This window comes from Stappia sp. WLB 29, from assembly GCF_023507705.1.
Taxonomy (GTDB): Bacteria; Pseudomonadota; Alphaproteobacteria; order Rhizobiales; family Stappiaceae; genus Stappia.
The window spans coordinates 111,436-127,624 of record NZ_JALBGD010000006.1; the positions used below are offsets into that span (position 1 = coordinate 111,436).

The following is a 16,189-nucleotide window of genomic DNA, read 5'->3' on the forward strand; positions in this document are numbered from 1 at the left end:
GCGATGGGCGTGAAGACGGATACCGGACTGCCGGCGCGGCTGCGGCCTTCGCCGAACCACAACGAGCGGGTTGGTCCGGTCAGCCTGCTGCTGCTGCACTATACCGGCATGACCAGCGGCGAGGAGGCCCTGCAGCGGCTGTGCGACCCGCGCGCCGAGGTGTCGGCGCATTACGTGGTCGACGAGGACGGGACGATCCTGCAGCTGGTGCCGGAGAGCCGGCGCGCCTGGCATGCGGGGCGCTCCTATTGGAAGGGCGAGCGGGACGTCAACTCGCGCTCCATCGGCATCGAGATCGTCAATCCCGGCCACGAGAACGGCTACCGACCCTTTCCGGACGCGCAGGTGCGGTCCGTGATCGAACTGGCCCGCGACATCTGTACCCGGCACGGCATCGCGCCCCAGGACGTGTTGGGCCACTCGGACGTGGCGCCGGAGCGCAAGGAGGACCCGGGCGAGCTGTTTCCCTGGGACAGGCTGGCGCTGGCGGGCGTCGGCCTTCACGTCGTGCCGGAGCCGGTGTCTGGCGGGCGCTTCTTCCAGCAGGGCGACGGCGGGCAGCCTGTCGAGGCGCTGCAATCGATGCTGGCGCTCTACGGCTTCGAGATGCCGATCACCGGGGTCTTCGACGAGCGGACGCGGGCGGCGGTCGCCGCCTTCCAGCGTCACCACAGGCGCGAACGGGTCGACGGCATTGCCGACATGTCGACCATCGCCACGCTGCACCGGCTTTTGCAAAAGGTTCCGCAGCTCGGCTGACGCTGCGTCCCGCGCCGATTGCTGCATCGCAACATCCGCAAATCGCTGCCATCTCCCGGCCATGTTTGCCGGGATGATGGCCTTGCTTTCGCCAATTACGACGTTTTCTGCACGTTTTTGCCATATTTTATCGATGTTTTTGTAATATTTCGTGATCGTGCGTGCCGGATTTCGGTCGTACCGTCCCGCCATACAGCCGGCCTCTCAACAACGACGAACAGTTTGAAGGTCGGGCACATGATCAACTTCAAGGCGCCGCGTCTCATCGGTGCGCTCCTCCTGGCACTTGCCGCAGGGGCATGCCAAACGGCGACAGTCTCCACTACGACAGTCGATCCCAAGATCCTCGAGGCCGGGGCACGCGCCGAGAAATACAATGCGATGATCACTGCGGAAGCACGCAAGCACGGCGTGCCGGTGGAACTCGCCCACGCCGTCGTGCGGGTGGAAAGCAACTACAACCCGCGGGCTCGCGGCCGGGCCGGCGAGATCGGCCTGATGCAGATCAAGCCGCAGACGGCACGGGGCGTCGGCTTCCGCGGCAGCGCCAAGGCGCTCTACGATCCCAAGACCAACATCACCTACGGCATGAAGTACCTGGCGGGCGCCCACAAGCGCGCCGGCGGCGACCTGTGCGGTACGATCCTGCGCTACAATGCCGGCCACTTCGCCAAGCGCATGAACCCGGTGAGCCGTCGCTATTGCAGCAAGGTCAAGCTGCTCCTCGCCCGCGGCTGAGGCCCGGTGAGGGGGTGGGCGCTCCCGCCGCCTCCAGGGCGCGCAACGAGCGCGGCCGCGGCACGTCGGGAGCGAGCCTTTCGTCGGGCGTGACGGCGGTGACGGTCTCGGCGAGCTCGACGACGCCGGCCCATACGGGCAGGGCATAATCCGCCTCGTCGTCGACCGGCGGTCCCTCGCGCCGCTTCATGGTGATGTGCTCGACATCGATGGCGAGCACTCCGGTGGCGGCGAGCTCCTTGTCGGTCATCGGCCGCACCTCGTCCCAGCGGCCGGGCAGCAGCCGGTCGGTGAGGGCGACCAGCGCGGCCTTGCGCTCCCGGTCGTCGACGACATGGCGGGCCGCGCCGTGCACCACCACCGAGCGGTAGTTCATCGAGTGGTGGAAGGCGGAGCGGGCGACGACGATGCCGTCCAGCAGCGTCACGGTGAGGCATACCGGCGCGCGGTCCTGCATCCCCTTTACGATGCGCGTCGCCTTGGCGCCGTGGATGTAGAGCGTCCGCTCGATGCGGGCGTGCAGCATCGGGATGACCATCGGCCGGCCTTCGTCGATAAAGCCGACATGGGCGATGCGGGCGAGATCCAGCACTTCGAACGCGGCGGAGGGGGCAGCCACCTCGCGCTTGCCGACCCGCACCCTGGCATGACGGGGCAGGGAGGCGCGGCGGCTGCGCCGGGTCTCCGGCACGGAGACTGGGGTGGCGGTCTGGCGGGTCTCGGCATCGGTCATCGCTGGCAGTTCCCTACGTTTCGTCCCCTTTGCGTTGCTGCGAGGAATGTGCCATCAAACTGGTTCCAGTGAAGATCCGCTTTCGGGATTTGTGAGGATCCAGTCATGCTTGCCGGCCTCATCTCCATCGACCGTTCCTCGGCTGTGCCGCTGCCCGAGCAGGTCTATCGCGCCGTGCGCGCGGCCATCGGTGCGGGCCGGCTGGACGCGGGCGCGCGGCTGCCCTCCAGCCGGTCGCTGGCGGCCGCACTCGGCATCTCGCGCAACTCGGTGAACGCGGCCTATGAGCTGCTGGTGGCGGAGGGCATCGTCACGGTGCGCGGCGGCTCGGCGCCCAGGGTCGCAAACATCGCCCTGTGGGGCGAGGGCGAGACGCCGGCGATCGCGGCAAGGGCGGTGGCGCTGTCGGCGCGCGGACGGGCGATGAGCACCGATCCCTGGTCGGCGACCGAACGCCGGCGCGGAGGCAAGCTGGAGCCGGGAACGCCGAGCCTCGACCGGTTCCCGGCCAACGAATGGGCGCGAACGCTGCGCCGCGCGGCCCGCCGACTGCGCGGCGACGTGCTGAGCTACGGCGAGACGCGCGGGCTTCCGGACTTGCGCCGGGAGCTCGCGGCCTATCTGGCGGCCGAACGCGGCGTCCGGGCGACGCCCGAACGCATCCTCGTCACCCCGTCGACCCAGGCGAGCCTCACCCTGCTGGCGAGCGCCCTGGCCGATCCGGGCGAGGCCGCATGGCTGGAGGATCCCGGCTACCTGGGGGCCCGCGCGGCCTTCACCGCCGCGGGTCTCGACATCGTGCCGATGCCGGTCGACGAGGAGGGAGCGGACCCGCGCCTCGTCGCCGACCGGCGGCCGCCGCGGCTGATCTATGTCACCCCCTCGCACCAGTATCCCTATGGCACGCGCATGTCGCTGGCGCGCCGCGCGATGGTGCTGGATGCGGCGCGCGCCTGCGGCGGCGTGGTGCTGGAGGACGACTACGACAGCGAGTTCCTGTTTTCCGGGCGGCCGCTCGCGGCGATGCAGGGGCTCGGGGCGGAGGGCGAGGTGATCTATCTCGGCACCTTCTCCAAGAGCATGCTGCCGGGCCTGAGGGTCGCCTACATGGTGGTGCCGGACCATCTTGCCGGTCCGCTGGCGGTGGCGCAGCGGGTGTCGGGCATGCTCGCCAATGTGACGACGCAGGCAGCGCTCGCCGATTTCATCGCCTCGGGCCGGTATCGCGCGCATCTGCGGCGGGTGCAGGAGACCTGCGAGGCGCGGGGGCGGGGGCTGGCCGCCGCCCTGCGCCAGCGGCTCGGTGCGGCGGCCGACGTGCCGGACCCGGTCGGCGGCGTGCAGCTAGCGCTGAGGTTTACCGCTGCGGTCGACGATCTTGCGGTGGCGGCACAGGTCAATGCGGCCGGCTTCAGCGTTGCCGCGCTGTCGCCCTACGGCATCGGTTGTCGCCCGTCCGGTCTCGTCATCGGTTTCGCCGGGGCGCAAGAGGGCGAGGCGGAAGCCTGTGCCGAGGCAGTGGCCGAGGCAGTGGCGGGGGCAGTGGCGGGGGCGGCGGCCGGCCCGACGAAGCGTCGCGCTTGACCGAAGGGCCTGCGACGCATACCAGTCGCGCGTCAGCCGGCTGGACGGCCGCTCCTGCAAGTGCGGAAACGCCGCAGGGGAGGAAAGTCCGGGCTCCACGGAAAAACGGTGCCGGGTAACGCCCGGCGGGGGCGACCCCAGGGAAAGTGCCACAGAAAGCAAACCGCCGCGGTTGCGGCCGCGGTAAGGGTGAAAGGGTGGGGTAAGAGCCCACCGCGCGACCGGCAACGGAAGCGGCACGGTAAACCCCACCGGGAGCAAAACCGAATAGGGGCGGCGCGGGTCCCGCAAGGGATCCGGCCCGTTTCCAGGCCAGCCGCCCGGGTTGGTTGCGCGAGGCGCCCGGCAACGGGCGTCCCAGATGAATGGCCGTCACGTGCGGCAGCGATGCCGCGCCATACAGAACCCGGCTTACAGGCCGGCTGACACTTTTTCCTTTCCTGTTTCGATGATCCGCCCGGCGCCAGCCGGGGCGCGAGGGCGCCCTCGGCAGGTGTTTTTTCGCCCCTGCCTCTGCCGGCGTCTTCCCGGGCACGCGAAGCGCGACCGGGGATCCATTGGCACCCTCGGCAGGCATGAAACGGGCGCGTATCGCCACCTCTACCGCTGTCACGCCTGCGCAGGCAGGCGTCCAGTATCCGCCGGAGCGGATGGGTGCGCGAGAGCGGCCGCCTCCGGCCTTCCGGCGGCAGCGCAACGGCTTCGGTCGCGACCTTCCGTGGTTACTGGTTCCCGGTCTTCGGCTGCGCCGAAACCGGGACGACAGCCGAGGAGTGAGCTTCGCGTCGGAGTGGCTGTCCGCCTTTCCTCACGCCCCTGCTTCCCAGGCTGTCCTTCCCGCTCGAACCGAAGCCGCGAGCCGGGACCGGCGCCACGGACAAGCTGCGCCTGTGGGCAAGTCGTTGGAACCATTGCGCTTAGACCGCGAGGGCGGCGCGGAAGATCCCGAATCTGCGGCGTTGCAGGATGCAAGCGGCCGGCAACTCAAAATTAAGCTTAACGGTGGATAACTGATCCCCGGTGTTTCGCCGCACCGGCCGGGAGGGGGCAGAAACCATTGGATTCCGTTGACGCCCAGAAGGTCCCATGCTATCCCAGATTATCCCGTTTCGACAGACTGCAACGGGGCTCAAGCGGCTCACAATTCGACAGTGCGGGCCGACATGCGGTCGGGCCGTCGGCGTTGCGTTACGCATCGGCGTTTCCAGGGATCGGGGGTTAGGCGGTGGCCGGATGCGACGCATCCGGCGATGGGGCGAGAGAATCGATGTCCGGCTTCGTGTCGCACTACACAAATCGACTCGACGCCAAGGGGCGGGTTTCCGTACCCGCTTCCTTTCGCCAGGCCCTGACGCGCGACGGTTTCGAAGGCCTCTACTGCTTCCCTTCCCTGCACCAGATGGCGGTGGATGCCGGCGGTCACCAGCTCGTGGCGGAGATCGCCAAGCGGCTGGAGGGGCTCGACACCCTGACCGCGGACCACGACGCCCTGTCCACGGCGCTCTACGGCGCCAGCGAAACCCTGAAGATCGATGGAGACGGCCGCGTGATGCTTTCCGACATGATCCGCGAACACGCGGGAGTGACGGACCAGGTCACCTTTGTCGGCCAGGGCTACAAGTTCCAGATCTGGGAGCCCGAGCGCTTCCGCGCCCACCGCGCGGACGCGATGAAGCGCGCCATGTCGGTGCTGTCCTCTCCCCGTGCGGGCGCGGGAGGCGGCCAATGACGGCGCAGGCAAAGGACGAGGCGGCGCCCCGCCATGTTCCGGTTCTCCTGAAAGAGGTGATGGAGGCGCTCGGCGACGTGTCGGGCGCCACTGTCGTCGACGGCACGTTCGGTGCCGGCGGTTACACTTCGGCGCTGCTCGATGCGGGCGCGCAGGTGATCGCCATCGACCGGGATCCCAATGCGATCGCCGGCGGGCAGGCAATGGTCGCGAAAAGCGGCGGCCGCTTGATGCTCGTCGAGGGCCGGTTTTCCGCGCTCGATGCCCATGCGGCGGCCTCCGGCCATCCGCAGGTCGATGCGGTGGTGCTGGATCTCGGCGTCTCCTCCATGCAGCTCGACGAGGCCGAGCGGGGCTTTTCCTTCCGGTTCGACGGGCCGCTGGACATGCGCATGGAAGTGCGCGGGCTGTCGGCGGCGGACGTCGTCAACACCATGCCCCAGCGCGAGCTGACCCGGCTGATCGGCATTCTGGGCGAGGAGCGGCGCGCGTCCGCCGTCTCGCGAGCCATCGCCGAGCGGCGCAAGGAGCGGCCGTTCGAGCGGACCGCGGACCTTGCCGCCGTGATCGAGAAGGTGGTCGGGCGCTCGTTCAAGGGCAAGCAGATCCATCCGGCGACGCGCACCTTCCAAGCGCTGCGGATCTATGTGAACCGCGAACTCGACGAGGTGGTCGATGCGCTGGCCGCGGCCGAGCGCACGCTGAAGCCGGGCGGCCGGCTGGTCGTCGTCACCTTCCACAGCCTGGAAGACCGGATCGTCAAGAAATTCGTCGCCGAGCGCAGCCGTACCCGCGCCGGCGGTTCCCGTCACATGCCGGACATCGAGGTGCCGCCGGCGACCTTCGAACCCCTCCATCGCGGTGCGGTGGACCCGGGCGAGGAAGAGGTCGCCGCCAACCCGCGTGCGCGCTCCGCGAAGCTGCGCGCGGCCCGCCGTCTCGATGCCCCGGCACGCGAAGTCGACCCCCGCGAACTCGGCGCCCCGTCGGTCGCCGCGCCGGCCGGGGAGGAGTAAGCCCATGAGCCGCTACACCAACGTCATTCTCGCCATCGGCGTCCTGGCCGCCGCCGCTGCCGTCTACGACATGAAGCACGATGCGGAACGCTCGGCCGAGCATGTCGCGGCGCTGCAGAGGCAGATCGAGGACGAGCGGGCGCAGCTGCAGATGCTGCGCGCCGAATGGAGCCTGCTCAACGACCCGAGCCGCCTGCAGCGGCTGGTCGACCGCTACAACGACCACCTCCAGCTGCAGCCGCTCTCGGTCGAACAGATCACCCGGATCGAGGATGTGCCGATCAAACCGGTGCAGCTCGAGCCTATCGACAGCAACGTGACGCTCGGCGGTTTCGCCGGCGCGTCGCCGACGGTTCGATAGGGGGCAACAATGGCGGTCACGGATCAGCCCGTTTCCTTCCTGCAGCGCCGTACGGTCGGCGAGCGGCACGTGCCGCGCGGTCCCTCGACGCACGCCGTGCGGGCCCGGGTGCACATGGCCATGGCGGTCTTCGCGCTGGTCTACATGGCCATCGGCGGCCGGCTGATCATGCTGGGCATGAGCGAGGAGTCCAAATCCGCCTCCTACATTTCGGCGCAGGACAGCGTCGCCGCCTCGCGTCCCGACCTGCTGGACCGCAACGGCCAGATCCTGGCGACCGACATCAAGACCGCCTCGCTGTTCGCCGAGCCGCGCAAGATCCTCGACGTCGACGAGGCGCTGGAGGGCATCGCCAGCGTGCTGCCGGAGCTGGGCACCGATGCGGTGCGCCGGCGGCTGGCGAGCAATGCCGGCTTCATCTGGCTGAAGCGGGAACTGACCCCGCGCCAGCGCCAGCAGATCCACGACCTCGGCATTCCGGGCATCGGGTTCCTGGAAGAGAACAGCCGCTTCTATCCGGGTGGCCCGACGGCCGGCCATATCGTCGGTTCGGTCAATGTCGACAACCAGGGCATTTCCGGCATGGAGCTGGCGGTCGACCGGGCCTGGCTCGGCGATCTGCGCGAGCTCGGGTTCGCCAGCGACCGCACGATGGAGCCGGTGCAGCTGTCGGTCGACCTGCGGGTGCAGCACGTGGTGCGCGACGAACTGGTGAAGGCGCTGGAGCGCTACCGGGCCATCGCCGGCATCGGCGTCGTCCTCGACGTGGAGACCGGCGAGGTCGTCGCCATGTCCTCGCTCCCCGACTTCGATCCCAACGACCGGGCCCAGGCGCTGGAAAAGGACCGCATGAACCGCGCGTCCGGCGGCGTCTACGAGATGGGCTCGGTGTTCAAGGGCTTTACGGTCGCCATGGCGCTGGACAGCGGCAAGGTGACGATGAACGACAGTTTCGACGCCACGCGGCCGATGCGCGTCGGCGGGCGGACGATCAGCGACTTCTACGGCAAGGGACGCATCCTGTCGGTCGCGGAGACCTTCATCTATTCGTCCAATATCGGCACGGCCAAGATGATGCTGTCGGCCGGCATCGACAGGCAGAAGGAATTCCTGGAGCGGCTCGGCCTGACGTCGCGGCTGCAGACGGACCTGCCGGAAGTGGCGACGCCCCTGCTGCCGCCGCGCTGGAACGAACTGGCGGCGATCACGATCTCCTTCGGCCACGGCATCTCGGTGACGCCGCTGCAGACGGCGGTGGCGACGGCGGCCTTGATGAACGGCGGTCGCCTGATCCCGCCGACCTTCCTGCCGCGCTCGCGCGAGGAGGCGGACAAGCTGGCCAAGCAGGTGGTCAGCCCGCAGACCAGCGAGATGATGCGCTATCTGTTCCGCCTCAACGTGCTGTCGGGCTCGGGCCGGCGCGCGGAAGTGCCGGGCTACATGGTCGGCGGCAAGACCGGAACGGCGGAAAAGATCGAGAACGGCCGCTACGTATCCAACAAGCGCCGCAATTCTTTCCTTTCTGCCTTCCCGATGGACAAGCCACGCTACGTGGTCCTGGTCGTGCTGGACGAGCCGAAGCCCGAGCGCGAGGGCGTCAGCGCGACCGCAGGCGTGAACACCGCGCCGGTCACCTCGGCGATCATCCGGCGGGTTGCCCCGATGCTCGGAGTTTTGCCGAAGTTCGGAGACAAGACGGAGACGGTATCGATTTCCTACTGACCGGATCGCCAAGGGGGCGGGGTCGCACCAAAGCTCCCCTTACGGTCCTGACGACGACGCACAACGGATATTGGCGCAGGACATGCTGCTGAAGGACCTCACCGGCGAACAGGTGCTCGCCGCGCCCGAGTTCGAAACCGAAATCGCCGGATTGTCCGCAGACAGCCGAACGGTTTCCAGGGGATTTGTGTTCGCCGCGCTGAAAGGCGCGAAGGCGGACGGCACCCGTTTCATCGCGGCCGCACGCGACGCCGGCGCCGGCGCCCTGCTGGTGGGCAGCGACACGCCGCTTGCGGCGCTCGGCCCCGATGAGGGCGGCTGCCCCGTCATCGTCAGCGACGATCCGCGCCGCACGCTGGCGCTGATGGCCGCCCGCTTCTACGAGCGCCAGCCCGAGACGCTGGTGGCGGTGACCGGCACCAGCGGCAAGACCTCCGTCGCCGTCTTCACCCGCCAGATCTTCGCCCATGCCGGGTTCGAGGCGGCGAGCCTCGGCACCATCGGCACGGTGACCAGCCGCGGCGCCCAGTACGGCAGCCTGACGACGCCGGACCCGGTCTCCCTGCACCAGACGCTGGCGCGGCTCGCCGACGACGGCATCACCCATGCCGCGCTCGAGGCCTCCAGCCATGGGCTCGACCAGCGCCGGCTCGACGGGCTGCGCCTTGCGGCCGCTGCCTTCACCAATCTGGGGCGCGATCACCTCGACTACCATGCCGATGTCGAGGACTATCTCGCGGCCAAGATGCGGCTGTTCGATACGTTGCTGGAGGGCGACCGGCCGGTGGTGCTGGAGCCGTCGGCGCCCTATGCCGAACGCGTCCTGGCACTGGCGCAGGAACTCGGCCGCAGCGTCTTCACCGTCGGCGAGGGCGGCGACGACCTGAAGCTTCTCGACATCCGCCACGACGGGTTCGCGCAGATCCTGTCGATCGAGACGATCGAAGGCTTCTTCGAGGTGCGCCTGCCGCTGGCCGGGCGCTTTCAGGTGTCGAACGCGCTGGTTGCGGCGGGCCTTGCGATCTGCTGCGGCGTGCCGACCGGCGTGGCGCTGTCGGCGCTGGAGGATCTGCAGGGTGCGCCGGGGCGGCTGGAACTGGTCGGCGAGACCGACGACGGGGCGCTGGTCTTCGTCGACTACGCCCACAAGCCCGACGCGCTGGACACGGCGCTGGCGGCACTGCGCCCCTTCACCAAGGGGCGGCTGATCGTGGTGTTCGGCGCGGGCGGCGACCGGGATCCGGGCAAGCGCCCCTTGATGGGGCAGGCCGCCGCCCGGCAGGCCGACATCGTCATCGTCACGGACGACAATCCGCGCAGCGAGGACCCGGCCGCGATCCGCGCCGAGGTGATGGACGGGGCGCCGGAGGCGCTGGAGATCGGCGACCGGCGCGACGCCATCGAGGCGGCCATCGGCATGCTGCAGCCGGGCGACGTGCTGTGCATCGCCGGCAAGGGGCACGAGCCGGGGCAGATCGTCGGCGACGAGGTTCTGCCTTTCTCCGACCACGAGGTCGCCCGCGAGGCGATTGCGGCGCTGGCCGAAAGCGCCCTGTTCGACGCGGCCGAGGACGGCGGCATCAACCTCGGTCTCGACGGCGCGCGCGATCTCGACGATGCACTGGAGCAGGCCCTCGCCGAGAGCTTCGATCTGAGCGAGGAGATCGCCGGAGAGACAGCTGAGGAGACGCCCGAACAGGTGTCTGAGGAGGCGGGCGAGGAGGACGGGCTCCACCTGGAACTGTCCGAGGACGACCTGCTGGACGAGCTGTTCGAGGAAGAGGACGACCGGGACGCCGACGAGGCGCGGGACTTCGAGCCTTCCGAGGAGGCTGCGGAAGACGAGCTGCTGGCCGAAGAGCTCGCCGAAGACGATCTGGTCGACGAGGACGAGTTGCTCGAAGAGGGGGCGAGCGAAGAGGAGACCGCCGAAGACGAGCTTATGGCCGAGAGGCCGCAGGCCGAAGATGCGTCTGAGGACGAGGACGATCTGTTGGCCGATGACGGGTCGGAGAGCAGGCGCTTTCCGGAAATCCGGCTGACCGAGGAAGATCTTCTGGCGGACGAGCTCTTGCCGGCCGATGCGGAAGAGGGCGAGGCCGAGCAGGACACCGGCGCGGAGCCCTTCGAAGCGGAGAGCGAGGCCGATGAGCCGGGTCCCGAGGCGGCCGACGAGGCCGAGGAGGATCTTCCGGCGGACGAGCCGGACGCCGAAGCGATGGACGAGCCTGAGGACGAGATCTTCGCTGCCGGGGACGAGCACGAGCACGAGCTTGAGGCGAGCGAGGCGCATGCGGAGCCCGAAACGGATCTCGCGCGGGAGCCCGAAGTCGCGTCCAGACCTGCTGCCGCCAGCGTTCATCCGGCCTTCGTCGCGCCGGCGGTGCCGTCGTTCACGGCACCCGCTGCCCAGATCGTGAAGCCGGCGCCGGTCGCCGGCGAGCCGATCGCGGCCGAACCCGACCGGCCGCTGTGGTATCTGGACGAGATGGTCGAGGCCACCGGCGGCGAGTTGCGCGGTGCCGACATCCCCCATGTCACCGGCGTTTCCATCGACAGCCGCAGCATTGCCGCCGGAGAGGTCTTCGTTGCCATCGCCGGAGAGCGGTTCGACGGGCACGACTTCGCGGCCAAGGCCTGCGAGGCCGGGGCCGCGCTTGCCATCGTCGCGCGCGAGCGGGTCGGCGAGCTGCCGCCGCAGGGGCGCTACCTGGTGGTCGAGGACCCGTTGGAGGCGCTGCGCGATCTCGGACGGGCCTCGCGCGCCCGCAGCCGGGCCCGCATCGTGGCGGTGACCGGCTCGGTCGGCAAGACCAGCACCAAGGACATGCTGAAGCTGGCGCTGTCGCCGTCCGGGCGCACCCATGCGCCGGTCGCCTCCTTCAACAACCACTGGGGCGTGCCGCTGACCCTGGCGCGCATGCCGGCGGACACCGAATTCGGCGTCTTCGAGATCGGCATGAACCATCCGGGCGAGATCACGCCGCTGGTGCAGATGGTCCGCCCGCATGTGGCGGCGATCACCACGGTGGAGGCGGTGCATCTGGAGTTCTTCGGTTCGGTCGAGCGTATCGCCCAAGCCAAGGGCGAGATCTTCCTCGGGCTGGAGCCGGGTGGACTGGCGCTGCTCAACCGCGACAACAACCAGTTCGACCTTTTGACCTATCTGGCAAAGGCTGCCGGCGTGCGCCGCATCGCCACGTTCGGGCGGCAGGGGCCGGCGGACGTGCAGGCCGAGCGCGTGTCGCTGCAGACGGGCTGCAGCTCGATCTCGGGCCACGTCTTCGAGCAGCAGATCACCTACAAGGTCGGCGCGCCGGGCGTGCACCTTGTCACCAACAGTCTTGCCGTCTTGGGGGCGGTGGCGGAACTGGGCGGCGATCTCGCCCGGGCGGGCATGGCGCTGGCCGCCTTCCGCGCGCCGAAGGGGCGCGGCGAGCAGGCGGTGCTGAAGCTGCCGAACGGCCGCGCGACGCTGATCGACGAGAGCTACAACGCCAATCCCGCCTCGATGCGCGCGGCGCTGAATCTCCTGAAGGAAACTCCGATCGAGCGGAACGGCCGCCGCATCGCGGTGATCGGCGACATGCTGGAGCTGGGCGAGGCCGAGTTGCAGCTGCATGAAGCGCTCAACCGGCCTGTTGCCGAATCCGGTGCGGATCTCGTCTACTGCGTGGGTCCGCGCATGCATGCACTCTGGGAGCTGCTGCCGAAGCACCAGCGCGGCGCCTATTCCGAAGAGGCGGCGGGCCTGAAGCCGCTGCTCGTCGAGGATATCCGCCCGGGCGACGTCATCATGATCAAGGGCTCGCTCGGCACCCGCATGGGGCCGCTGGTCGAGGCCCTCAAACGCGATTTCCCCGTCGACGACGACGGGGCCGAATAGGAACGCCGATGCTTTATTTCCTCGTCGAGTTTGCCGACCAATTCTCGGCACTGAACGTGTTCCGCTACATCACGTTCCGGACCGGCGGCGCCATCATGACCGCGCTGCTGTTCATCTTCCTGTTCGGCCCGATGATCATCTCCTCGCTGCGCCTGCGGCAGGGCCACGGCCAGCCGATCCGCGCGGACGGCCCGCAGAGCCACCTGCTGACCAAGAAGGGCACGCCGACGATGGGCGGCCTGATGATCCTGTCGGGCATGATCGTCGCAACGCTGCTGTGGGCGAACCTCGCCAATCCCTATACCTGGATCGTGCTCGGGGTGACGGTGGGCTTCGGCGCCATCGGCTTTTACGACGACTATCTCAAGGTCACCAAGGCCTCGCATAAGGGCTTCAGCGGCCGCAGCCGGCTGGGTCTGGAATTCCTGATCGCCGGGTTTGCCGCCTGGTGCGTGACGCTGCTGGAAGTCGGCGCGCACGGCACCTCGATCGGCTTTCCGTTCTTCAAGGACCTGGCGTTCAACCTCGGCATCTTCTTCATTCCCTTCGCCGCCTTCGTGGTGGTGGGCGCGGGCAATGCGGTCAACCTGACCGACGGCCTCGACGGCCTCGCCATCGTGCCGGTGATGATCGCCTCGGCCTCCTTCGGCCTGATCGCCTATCTGTCGGGCAACGCGGTCTTCGCCGAGTACCTGCAGATCCACCATGTGGCGGGCACGGGCGAGCTGGCCGTGCTGTGCGGCGCGGTGATCGGCGCGGGCCTCGGCTTCCTGTGGTTCAACGCCCCGCCGGCGGCGATCTTCATGGGCGACACCGGCTCGCTGGCGCTCGGCGGCATGATCGGCTCCATCGCAGTGGCGACCAAGCACGAGATCGTGCTGGCGATCATCGGCGGCCTGTTCGTGCTGGAGGCCGTCTCGGTGATCGTGCAGGTCGCCTCGTTCAAGCTTACCGGCAAGCGCGTCTTCAAGATGGCGCCGATCCACCATCACTTCGAGCATCTGGGCTGGACCGAAAGCCAGGTGGTGATCCGCTTCTGGATCATCGCGGTGGTTCTCGCCCTGGTCGGTCTCGCCACGCTGAAGCTGAGGTGAGGGCATGATCGCGGTCAGCGGGTTCAGGGGCAGGCGCGTTGCGGTCTTCGGTCTCGGCGGATCGGGGCTGGCGACGGCACGCGCGCTTGCCGCCGGCGGCGCCGTGCCCGTGTGCTTCGACGACGGCGAGGCGGGGCGCGAGGCCGCGCGCAAGGCGGGCCTCACCGTGGCGGACCTTCGCCAGGAGGACTGGTCGCACATCGCCGCCCTGGTGCTGGCGCCGGGCGTGCCCTTGACCCATCCGCAGCCGCACTGGAGCGTCGAGCTCGCCCGCGAACACGGCGTCGAAGTGATCGGCGATGTGGAGCTGTTCCTGCGCGAGCGGCGGCGGATCGCCCCGGATGCGCCGCTGGTCGCCATCACCGGCACCAACGGCAAGTCGACGACGACCGCGCTGATCTCCCATGTCCTGACATCTGCCGGGCGCGATGCCCAGATGGGCGGCAATATCGGCGTGCCGATCCTGGAACTGGCCGAGCCGGCCCCCTCGCGCATCCATGTGATCGAGTGCTCGTCCTACCAGATCGACCTTGCGCCCTCGCTCGACCCGTCGGTCGGCATCCTTCTCAACATCACGCCGGACCATCTCGACCGGCACGGCACGCTGGAGCATTACGCGGGCGTCAAGGAACGGCTGATCGCGGGCAGCCGTCTTGCCGTGGTCGGCGTCGACGATGCCCTGAGCGCGGCCATCGCCGACCGGGCGGAGCGCTCGGGCACGCCCGTGCGGCGCGTCAGCGCCCGCCACCCGGTCGCCGACGGCACCCACGCGGACGGCAGCGTGCTTTGGCTGGACGAGGGCGGCGCGCAGAGCGTCTTCACGGACCTTGCGCCGATCCTGTCGCTGCGCGGCGCGCACAACGCGCAGAACGCCTGCGCGGCCATCGCCGCATGCCGGGCCCTGGGGCTGTCGGCCGAGGAGATCCGCGCCGGGCTTGCGAGCTTTCCCGGCCTTGCCCATCGCATGGAGATGGTGGCCCGCGCCGGGCGGGTGCTGTTCGTCAACGACAGCAAGGCGACCAATGCGGATGCGGCCGAGCGGGCGCTCGCCAGCTATTCGCGGATCTACTGGATCGCCGGCGGCCGCGCCAAGGCGGGCGGCATCGAGAGCCTGCGCCCGTGGTTCGGCCGCATCGCCAAGGCCTATCTGATCGGCGAGGCGGCGGAGGACTTTGCCGCAACGCTGTCCGGTCATGTCGAGACGCAGATGTCCGGCACGCTGGATGCGGCCGTTGCCGCGGCCGCGCGCGATGCGGCGCGCGACGGGGCGCAGGAGCCGGTGGTGCTGCTGTCGCCGGCCTGCGCCTCCTTCGACCAGTTTCCCAATTTCGAGGCCCGGGGACGGGCATTTGCCGAGGCCGTGCGCGGGATCGTCCCGCAGCAGGGCGGACAGGAGGTCGCGTAATGGTCAGCCGTGCCGATCGTAGCCCCTTCGCAGAGTGGCTGTGGACCGTCGACCGCTTTCTGGTGGCCGGCTTCATCGTGCTGATGATCGGCGGCATCGTGCTGTCCTTCGCGGCGAGCCCGGCCGTGGCCGAACGGCTCAACATCGACAGCTACCACTTCATCAAGCGGCAGGCCTTCTTCCTGGTGCCGGCGCTCGGCCTGATGCTGGCGATCTCGGCGCTCAGCCCGCGCTACGTGCGACGGGCGGCGCTGGCGCTGTTCGTCGTTTCCATGCTGCTGATGGTGGCGACGCTGTTCGTCGGCATGGAGGCCAAGGGCGCGCGGCGCTGGATCAACATGGCCGGCTTCTCGATCCAGCCGTCCGAATTCCTCAAGCCGGCGCTGATCGTGCTCGCCGCCTTCCTGATGGCGGAGGGCGGCCGGCGGCCGGAAGTACCGGGCACGCTGCTGTCGACGCTGCTCTTCGTGATGTCGGCGGCGCTGCTGGTCGCCCAGCCGGACTTCGGCCAGACCATGCTGCTGGCGCTGGTCTTCGCCGCGCTGATCTTCCTCAACGGGTTGTCGTGGCTCGCGATCGTGCCGCTCGGCGTGCTGGGCCTCGGCGGTCTCGTCTCCGCCTACATGATGCTGCCGCACGTGCAGAGCCGTGTCGACCGCTTCCTCGATCCGGGCGCGGGCGACACCTACAACATCGACCGCGCCATCGAGGCGTTCGTGTCGGGCTCCTGGTTCGGGCGGGGGCCGGGCGAGGGCACGATCAAGCGGATCCTGCCGGAAAGCCATACGGACTTCATCTTCGCCGTGGCGGCGGAGGAATTCGGCATCATCGTCTGCCTGCTCTTGCTGCTGGTCTTCGCCTTCGTGGTGCTGCGCGGCCTGCGCCATGCGGCGCAGGACAGCGACCCGTTCGGGCGTCTGGCGACGGCCGGCCTGATGGTGCTGTTCGGCATCCAGGCGGCGATCAACATGGCGGTCAACCTCAACCTGATGCCGGCCAAGGGCATGACGCTGCCGTTCATCTCCTATGGCGGCTCGTCGCTGCTGGCGATGGCGATTTCCATGGGCTTCGTGCTGGCGCTGACCCGCCGGCGGCCGCAGGCCTCGCGCTCCGACAGCGTGGTGGTTTCGCGCCTGTCGCCCGCGCATCTGTCGTGAGCGGT

At 69.1% G+C, this 16,189-nt stretch carries 12 protein-coding genes, 1 other RNA gene and 1 pseudogene; 13 read left to right on the plus strand and 1 reads right to left on the minus strand.

Annotated elements, in window-relative coordinates; all coding sequences use genetic code 11:
- The first annotated feature begins 3 nt into the window (after window positions 1–3).
- On the plus strand, window positions 4–759 hold the full coding sequence (locus MNI96_RS13265; RefSeq protein WP_249693864.1) for an N-acetylmuramoyl-L-alanine amidase: 756 nt from the start codon (window positions 4–6) through the stop codon (window positions 757–759).
- Window positions 760–999: 240 nt separating this feature from the next.
- The gene (locus MNI96_RS13270; protein ID WP_502960340.1) at window positions 1,000–1,497 is read left to right on the plus strand and encodes a lytic transglycosylase domain-containing protein; all 498 of its coding nucleotides are present in this window, start codon (window positions 1,000–1,002) and stop codon (window positions 1,495–1,497) included.
- Here MNI96_RS13270 and MNI96_RS13275 read toward each other — a convergent pair.
- Window positions 1,472–2,230, minus strand: a complete 759-nt coding sequence (locus MNI96_RS13275) for a pyridoxamine 5'-phosphate oxidase family protein (RefSeq protein WP_249693868.1) — start codon at window positions 2,228–2,230, stop codon at window positions 1,472–1,474. The two genes, MNI96_RS13270 and MNI96_RS13275, sit on opposite strands and share 26 nt — an antisense overlap.
- Window positions 2,231–2,335: 105 nt before the next feature.
- Here MNI96_RS13275 and pdxR point away from each other — a divergent pair, with 105 nt between their 5' ends.
- The 11 genes and pseudogenes from pdxR to ftsW all read left to right on the plus strand — a co-directional run bounded on the left by pdxR (window position 2,336) and on the right by ftsW (window position 16,184).
- Window positions 2,336–3,814: a MocR-like pyridoxine biosynthesis transcription factor PdxR gene (gene pdxR / locus MNI96_RS13280; protein ID WP_249693870.1), complete on the plus strand. Its 1,479-nt coding sequence runs from the start codon at window positions 2,336–2,338 to the stop codon at window positions 3,812–3,814.
- A 32-nt stretch (window positions 3,815–3,846) separates the two neighbouring features.
- Window positions 3,847–4,244: RNase P RNA component class A (rnpB, locus tag MNI96_RS13285), an RNA gene on the plus strand.
- 837 nt (window positions 4,245–5,081) lie between these two features.
- Window positions 5,082–5,543: a division/cell wall cluster transcriptional repressor MraZ gene (gene mraZ, locus MNI96_RS13290; RefSeq protein WP_158193210.1), complete on the plus strand. Its 462-nt coding sequence runs from the start codon at window positions 5,082–5,084 to the stop codon at window positions 5,541–5,543.
- The gene (rsmH, locus tag MNI96_RS13295) at window positions 5,540–6,559 is read left to right on the plus strand and encodes a 16S rRNA (cytosine(1402)-N(4))-methyltransferase RsmH (RefSeq protein ID WP_249693873.1); all 1,020 of its coding nucleotides are present in this window, start codon (window positions 5,540–5,542) and stop codon (window positions 6,557–6,559) included. The genes mraZ and rsmH overlap by 4 nt, the downstream gene beginning before the upstream one ends.
- 4 nt (window positions 6,560–6,563) lie before the next feature.
- Window positions 6,564–6,920, plus strand: coding sequence for a cell division protein FtsL (gene ftsL / locus MNI96_RS13300; protein WP_249693874.1), 357 nt, complete (start codon window positions 6,564–6,566; stop codon window positions 6,918–6,920).
- A gap of 9 nt (window positions 6,921–6,929) precedes the next feature.
- Complete coding sequence (locus tag MNI96_RS13305) at window positions 6,930–8,642, plus strand: peptidoglycan D,D-transpeptidase FtsI family protein (protein WP_249693876.1); 1,713 nt, start codon at window positions 6,930–6,932, stop codon at window positions 8,640–8,642.
- 82 nt (window positions 8,643–8,724) lie between these two features.
- Window positions 8,725–10,197, plus strand: a pseudogene (locus tag MNI96_RS13310) (UDP-N-acetylmuramoyl-L-alanyl-D-glutamate--2,6-diaminopimelate ligase); the annotation flags it as partial.
- 663 nt (window positions 10,198–10,860) lie between these two features.
- Complete coding sequence (locus tag MNI96_RS13315) at window positions 10,861–12,528, plus strand: UDP-N-acetylmuramoylalanyl-D-glutamyl-2,6-diaminopimelate--D-alanyl-D-alanine ligase (RefSeq protein WP_283776493.1); 1,668 nt, start codon at window positions 10,861–10,863, stop codon at window positions 12,526–12,528.
- 8 nt (window positions 12,529–12,536) lie between these two features.
- Entirely contained in the window at window positions 12,537–13,622 is a 1,086-nt protein-coding gene (mraY, locus tag MNI96_RS13320) for a phospho-N-acetylmuramoyl-pentapeptide-transferase (protein ID WP_249693878.1), read from the plus strand.
- 4 nt (window positions 13,623–13,626) lie between these two features.
- On the plus strand, window positions 13,627–15,027 hold the full coding sequence (murD, locus tag MNI96_RS13325; protein ID WP_249693880.1) for a UDP-N-acetylmuramoyl-L-alanine--D-glutamate ligase: 1,401 nt from the start codon (window positions 13,627–13,629) through the stop codon (window positions 15,025–15,027).
- A complete protein-coding gene (gene ftsW / locus MNI96_RS13330) occupies window positions 15,027–16,184 on the plus strand; it encodes a putative lipid II flippase FtsW (protein WP_249693882.1) in 1,158 nt (385 codons plus the stop codon). The genes murD and ftsW overlap by 1 nt, the downstream gene beginning before the upstream one ends.
- Window positions 16,185–16,189: the final 5 nt, after the last annotated feature.

What these genes read in the sequence shown, in the direction of transcription:
- mraZ (WP_158193210.1), top strand. Translation starts at nt 5,082, where the DNA reads ATGTCCGGCTTCGTGTCGCACTACACAAATCGACTCGACGCCAAGGGG.
- MNI96_RS13265 (WP_249693864.1), top strand. Translation starts at nt 4, where the DNA reads ATGGGCGTGAAGACGGATACCGGACTGCCGGCGCGGCTGCGGCCTTCG.
- mraY (WP_249693878.1), top strand. Translation starts at nt 12,537, where the DNA reads ATGCTTTATTTCCTCGTCGAGTTTGCCGACCAATTCTCGGCACTGAAC.
- rsmH (WP_249693873.1), top strand. Translation starts at nt 5,540, where the DNA reads ATGACGGCGCAGGCAAAGGACGAGGCGGCGCCCCGCCATGTTCCGGTT.
- MNI96_RS13315 (WP_283776493.1), top strand. Translation starts at nt 10,861, where the DNA reads ATGGACGAGCCTGAGGACGAGATCTTCGCTGCCGGGGACGAGCACGAG.
- pdxR (WP_249693870.1), top strand. Translation starts at nt 2,336, where the DNA reads ATGCTTGCCGGCCTCATCTCCATCGACCGTTCCTCGGCTGTGCCGCTG.
- MNI96_RS13305 (WP_249693876.1), top strand. Translation starts at nt 6,930, where the DNA reads ATGGCGGTCACGGATCAGCCCGTTTCCTTCCTGCAGCGCCGTACGGTC.
- ftsW (WP_249693882.1), top strand. Translation starts at nt 15,027, where the DNA reads ATGGTCAGCCGTGCCGATCGTAGCCCCTTCGCAGAGTGGCTGTGGACC.
- murD (WP_249693880.1), top strand. Translation starts at nt 13,627, where the DNA reads ATGATCGCGGTCAGCGGGTTCAGGGGCAGGCGCGTTGCGGTCTTCGGT.
- ftsL (WP_249693874.1), top strand. Translation starts at nt 6,564, where the DNA reads ATGAGCCGCTACACCAACGTCATTCTCGCCATCGGCGTCCTGGCCGCC.
- MNI96_RS13275 (WP_249693868.1), bottom strand. Translation starts at nt 2,230, where the DNA reads ATGACCGATGCCGAGACCCGCCAGACCGCCACCCCAGTCTCCGTGCCG.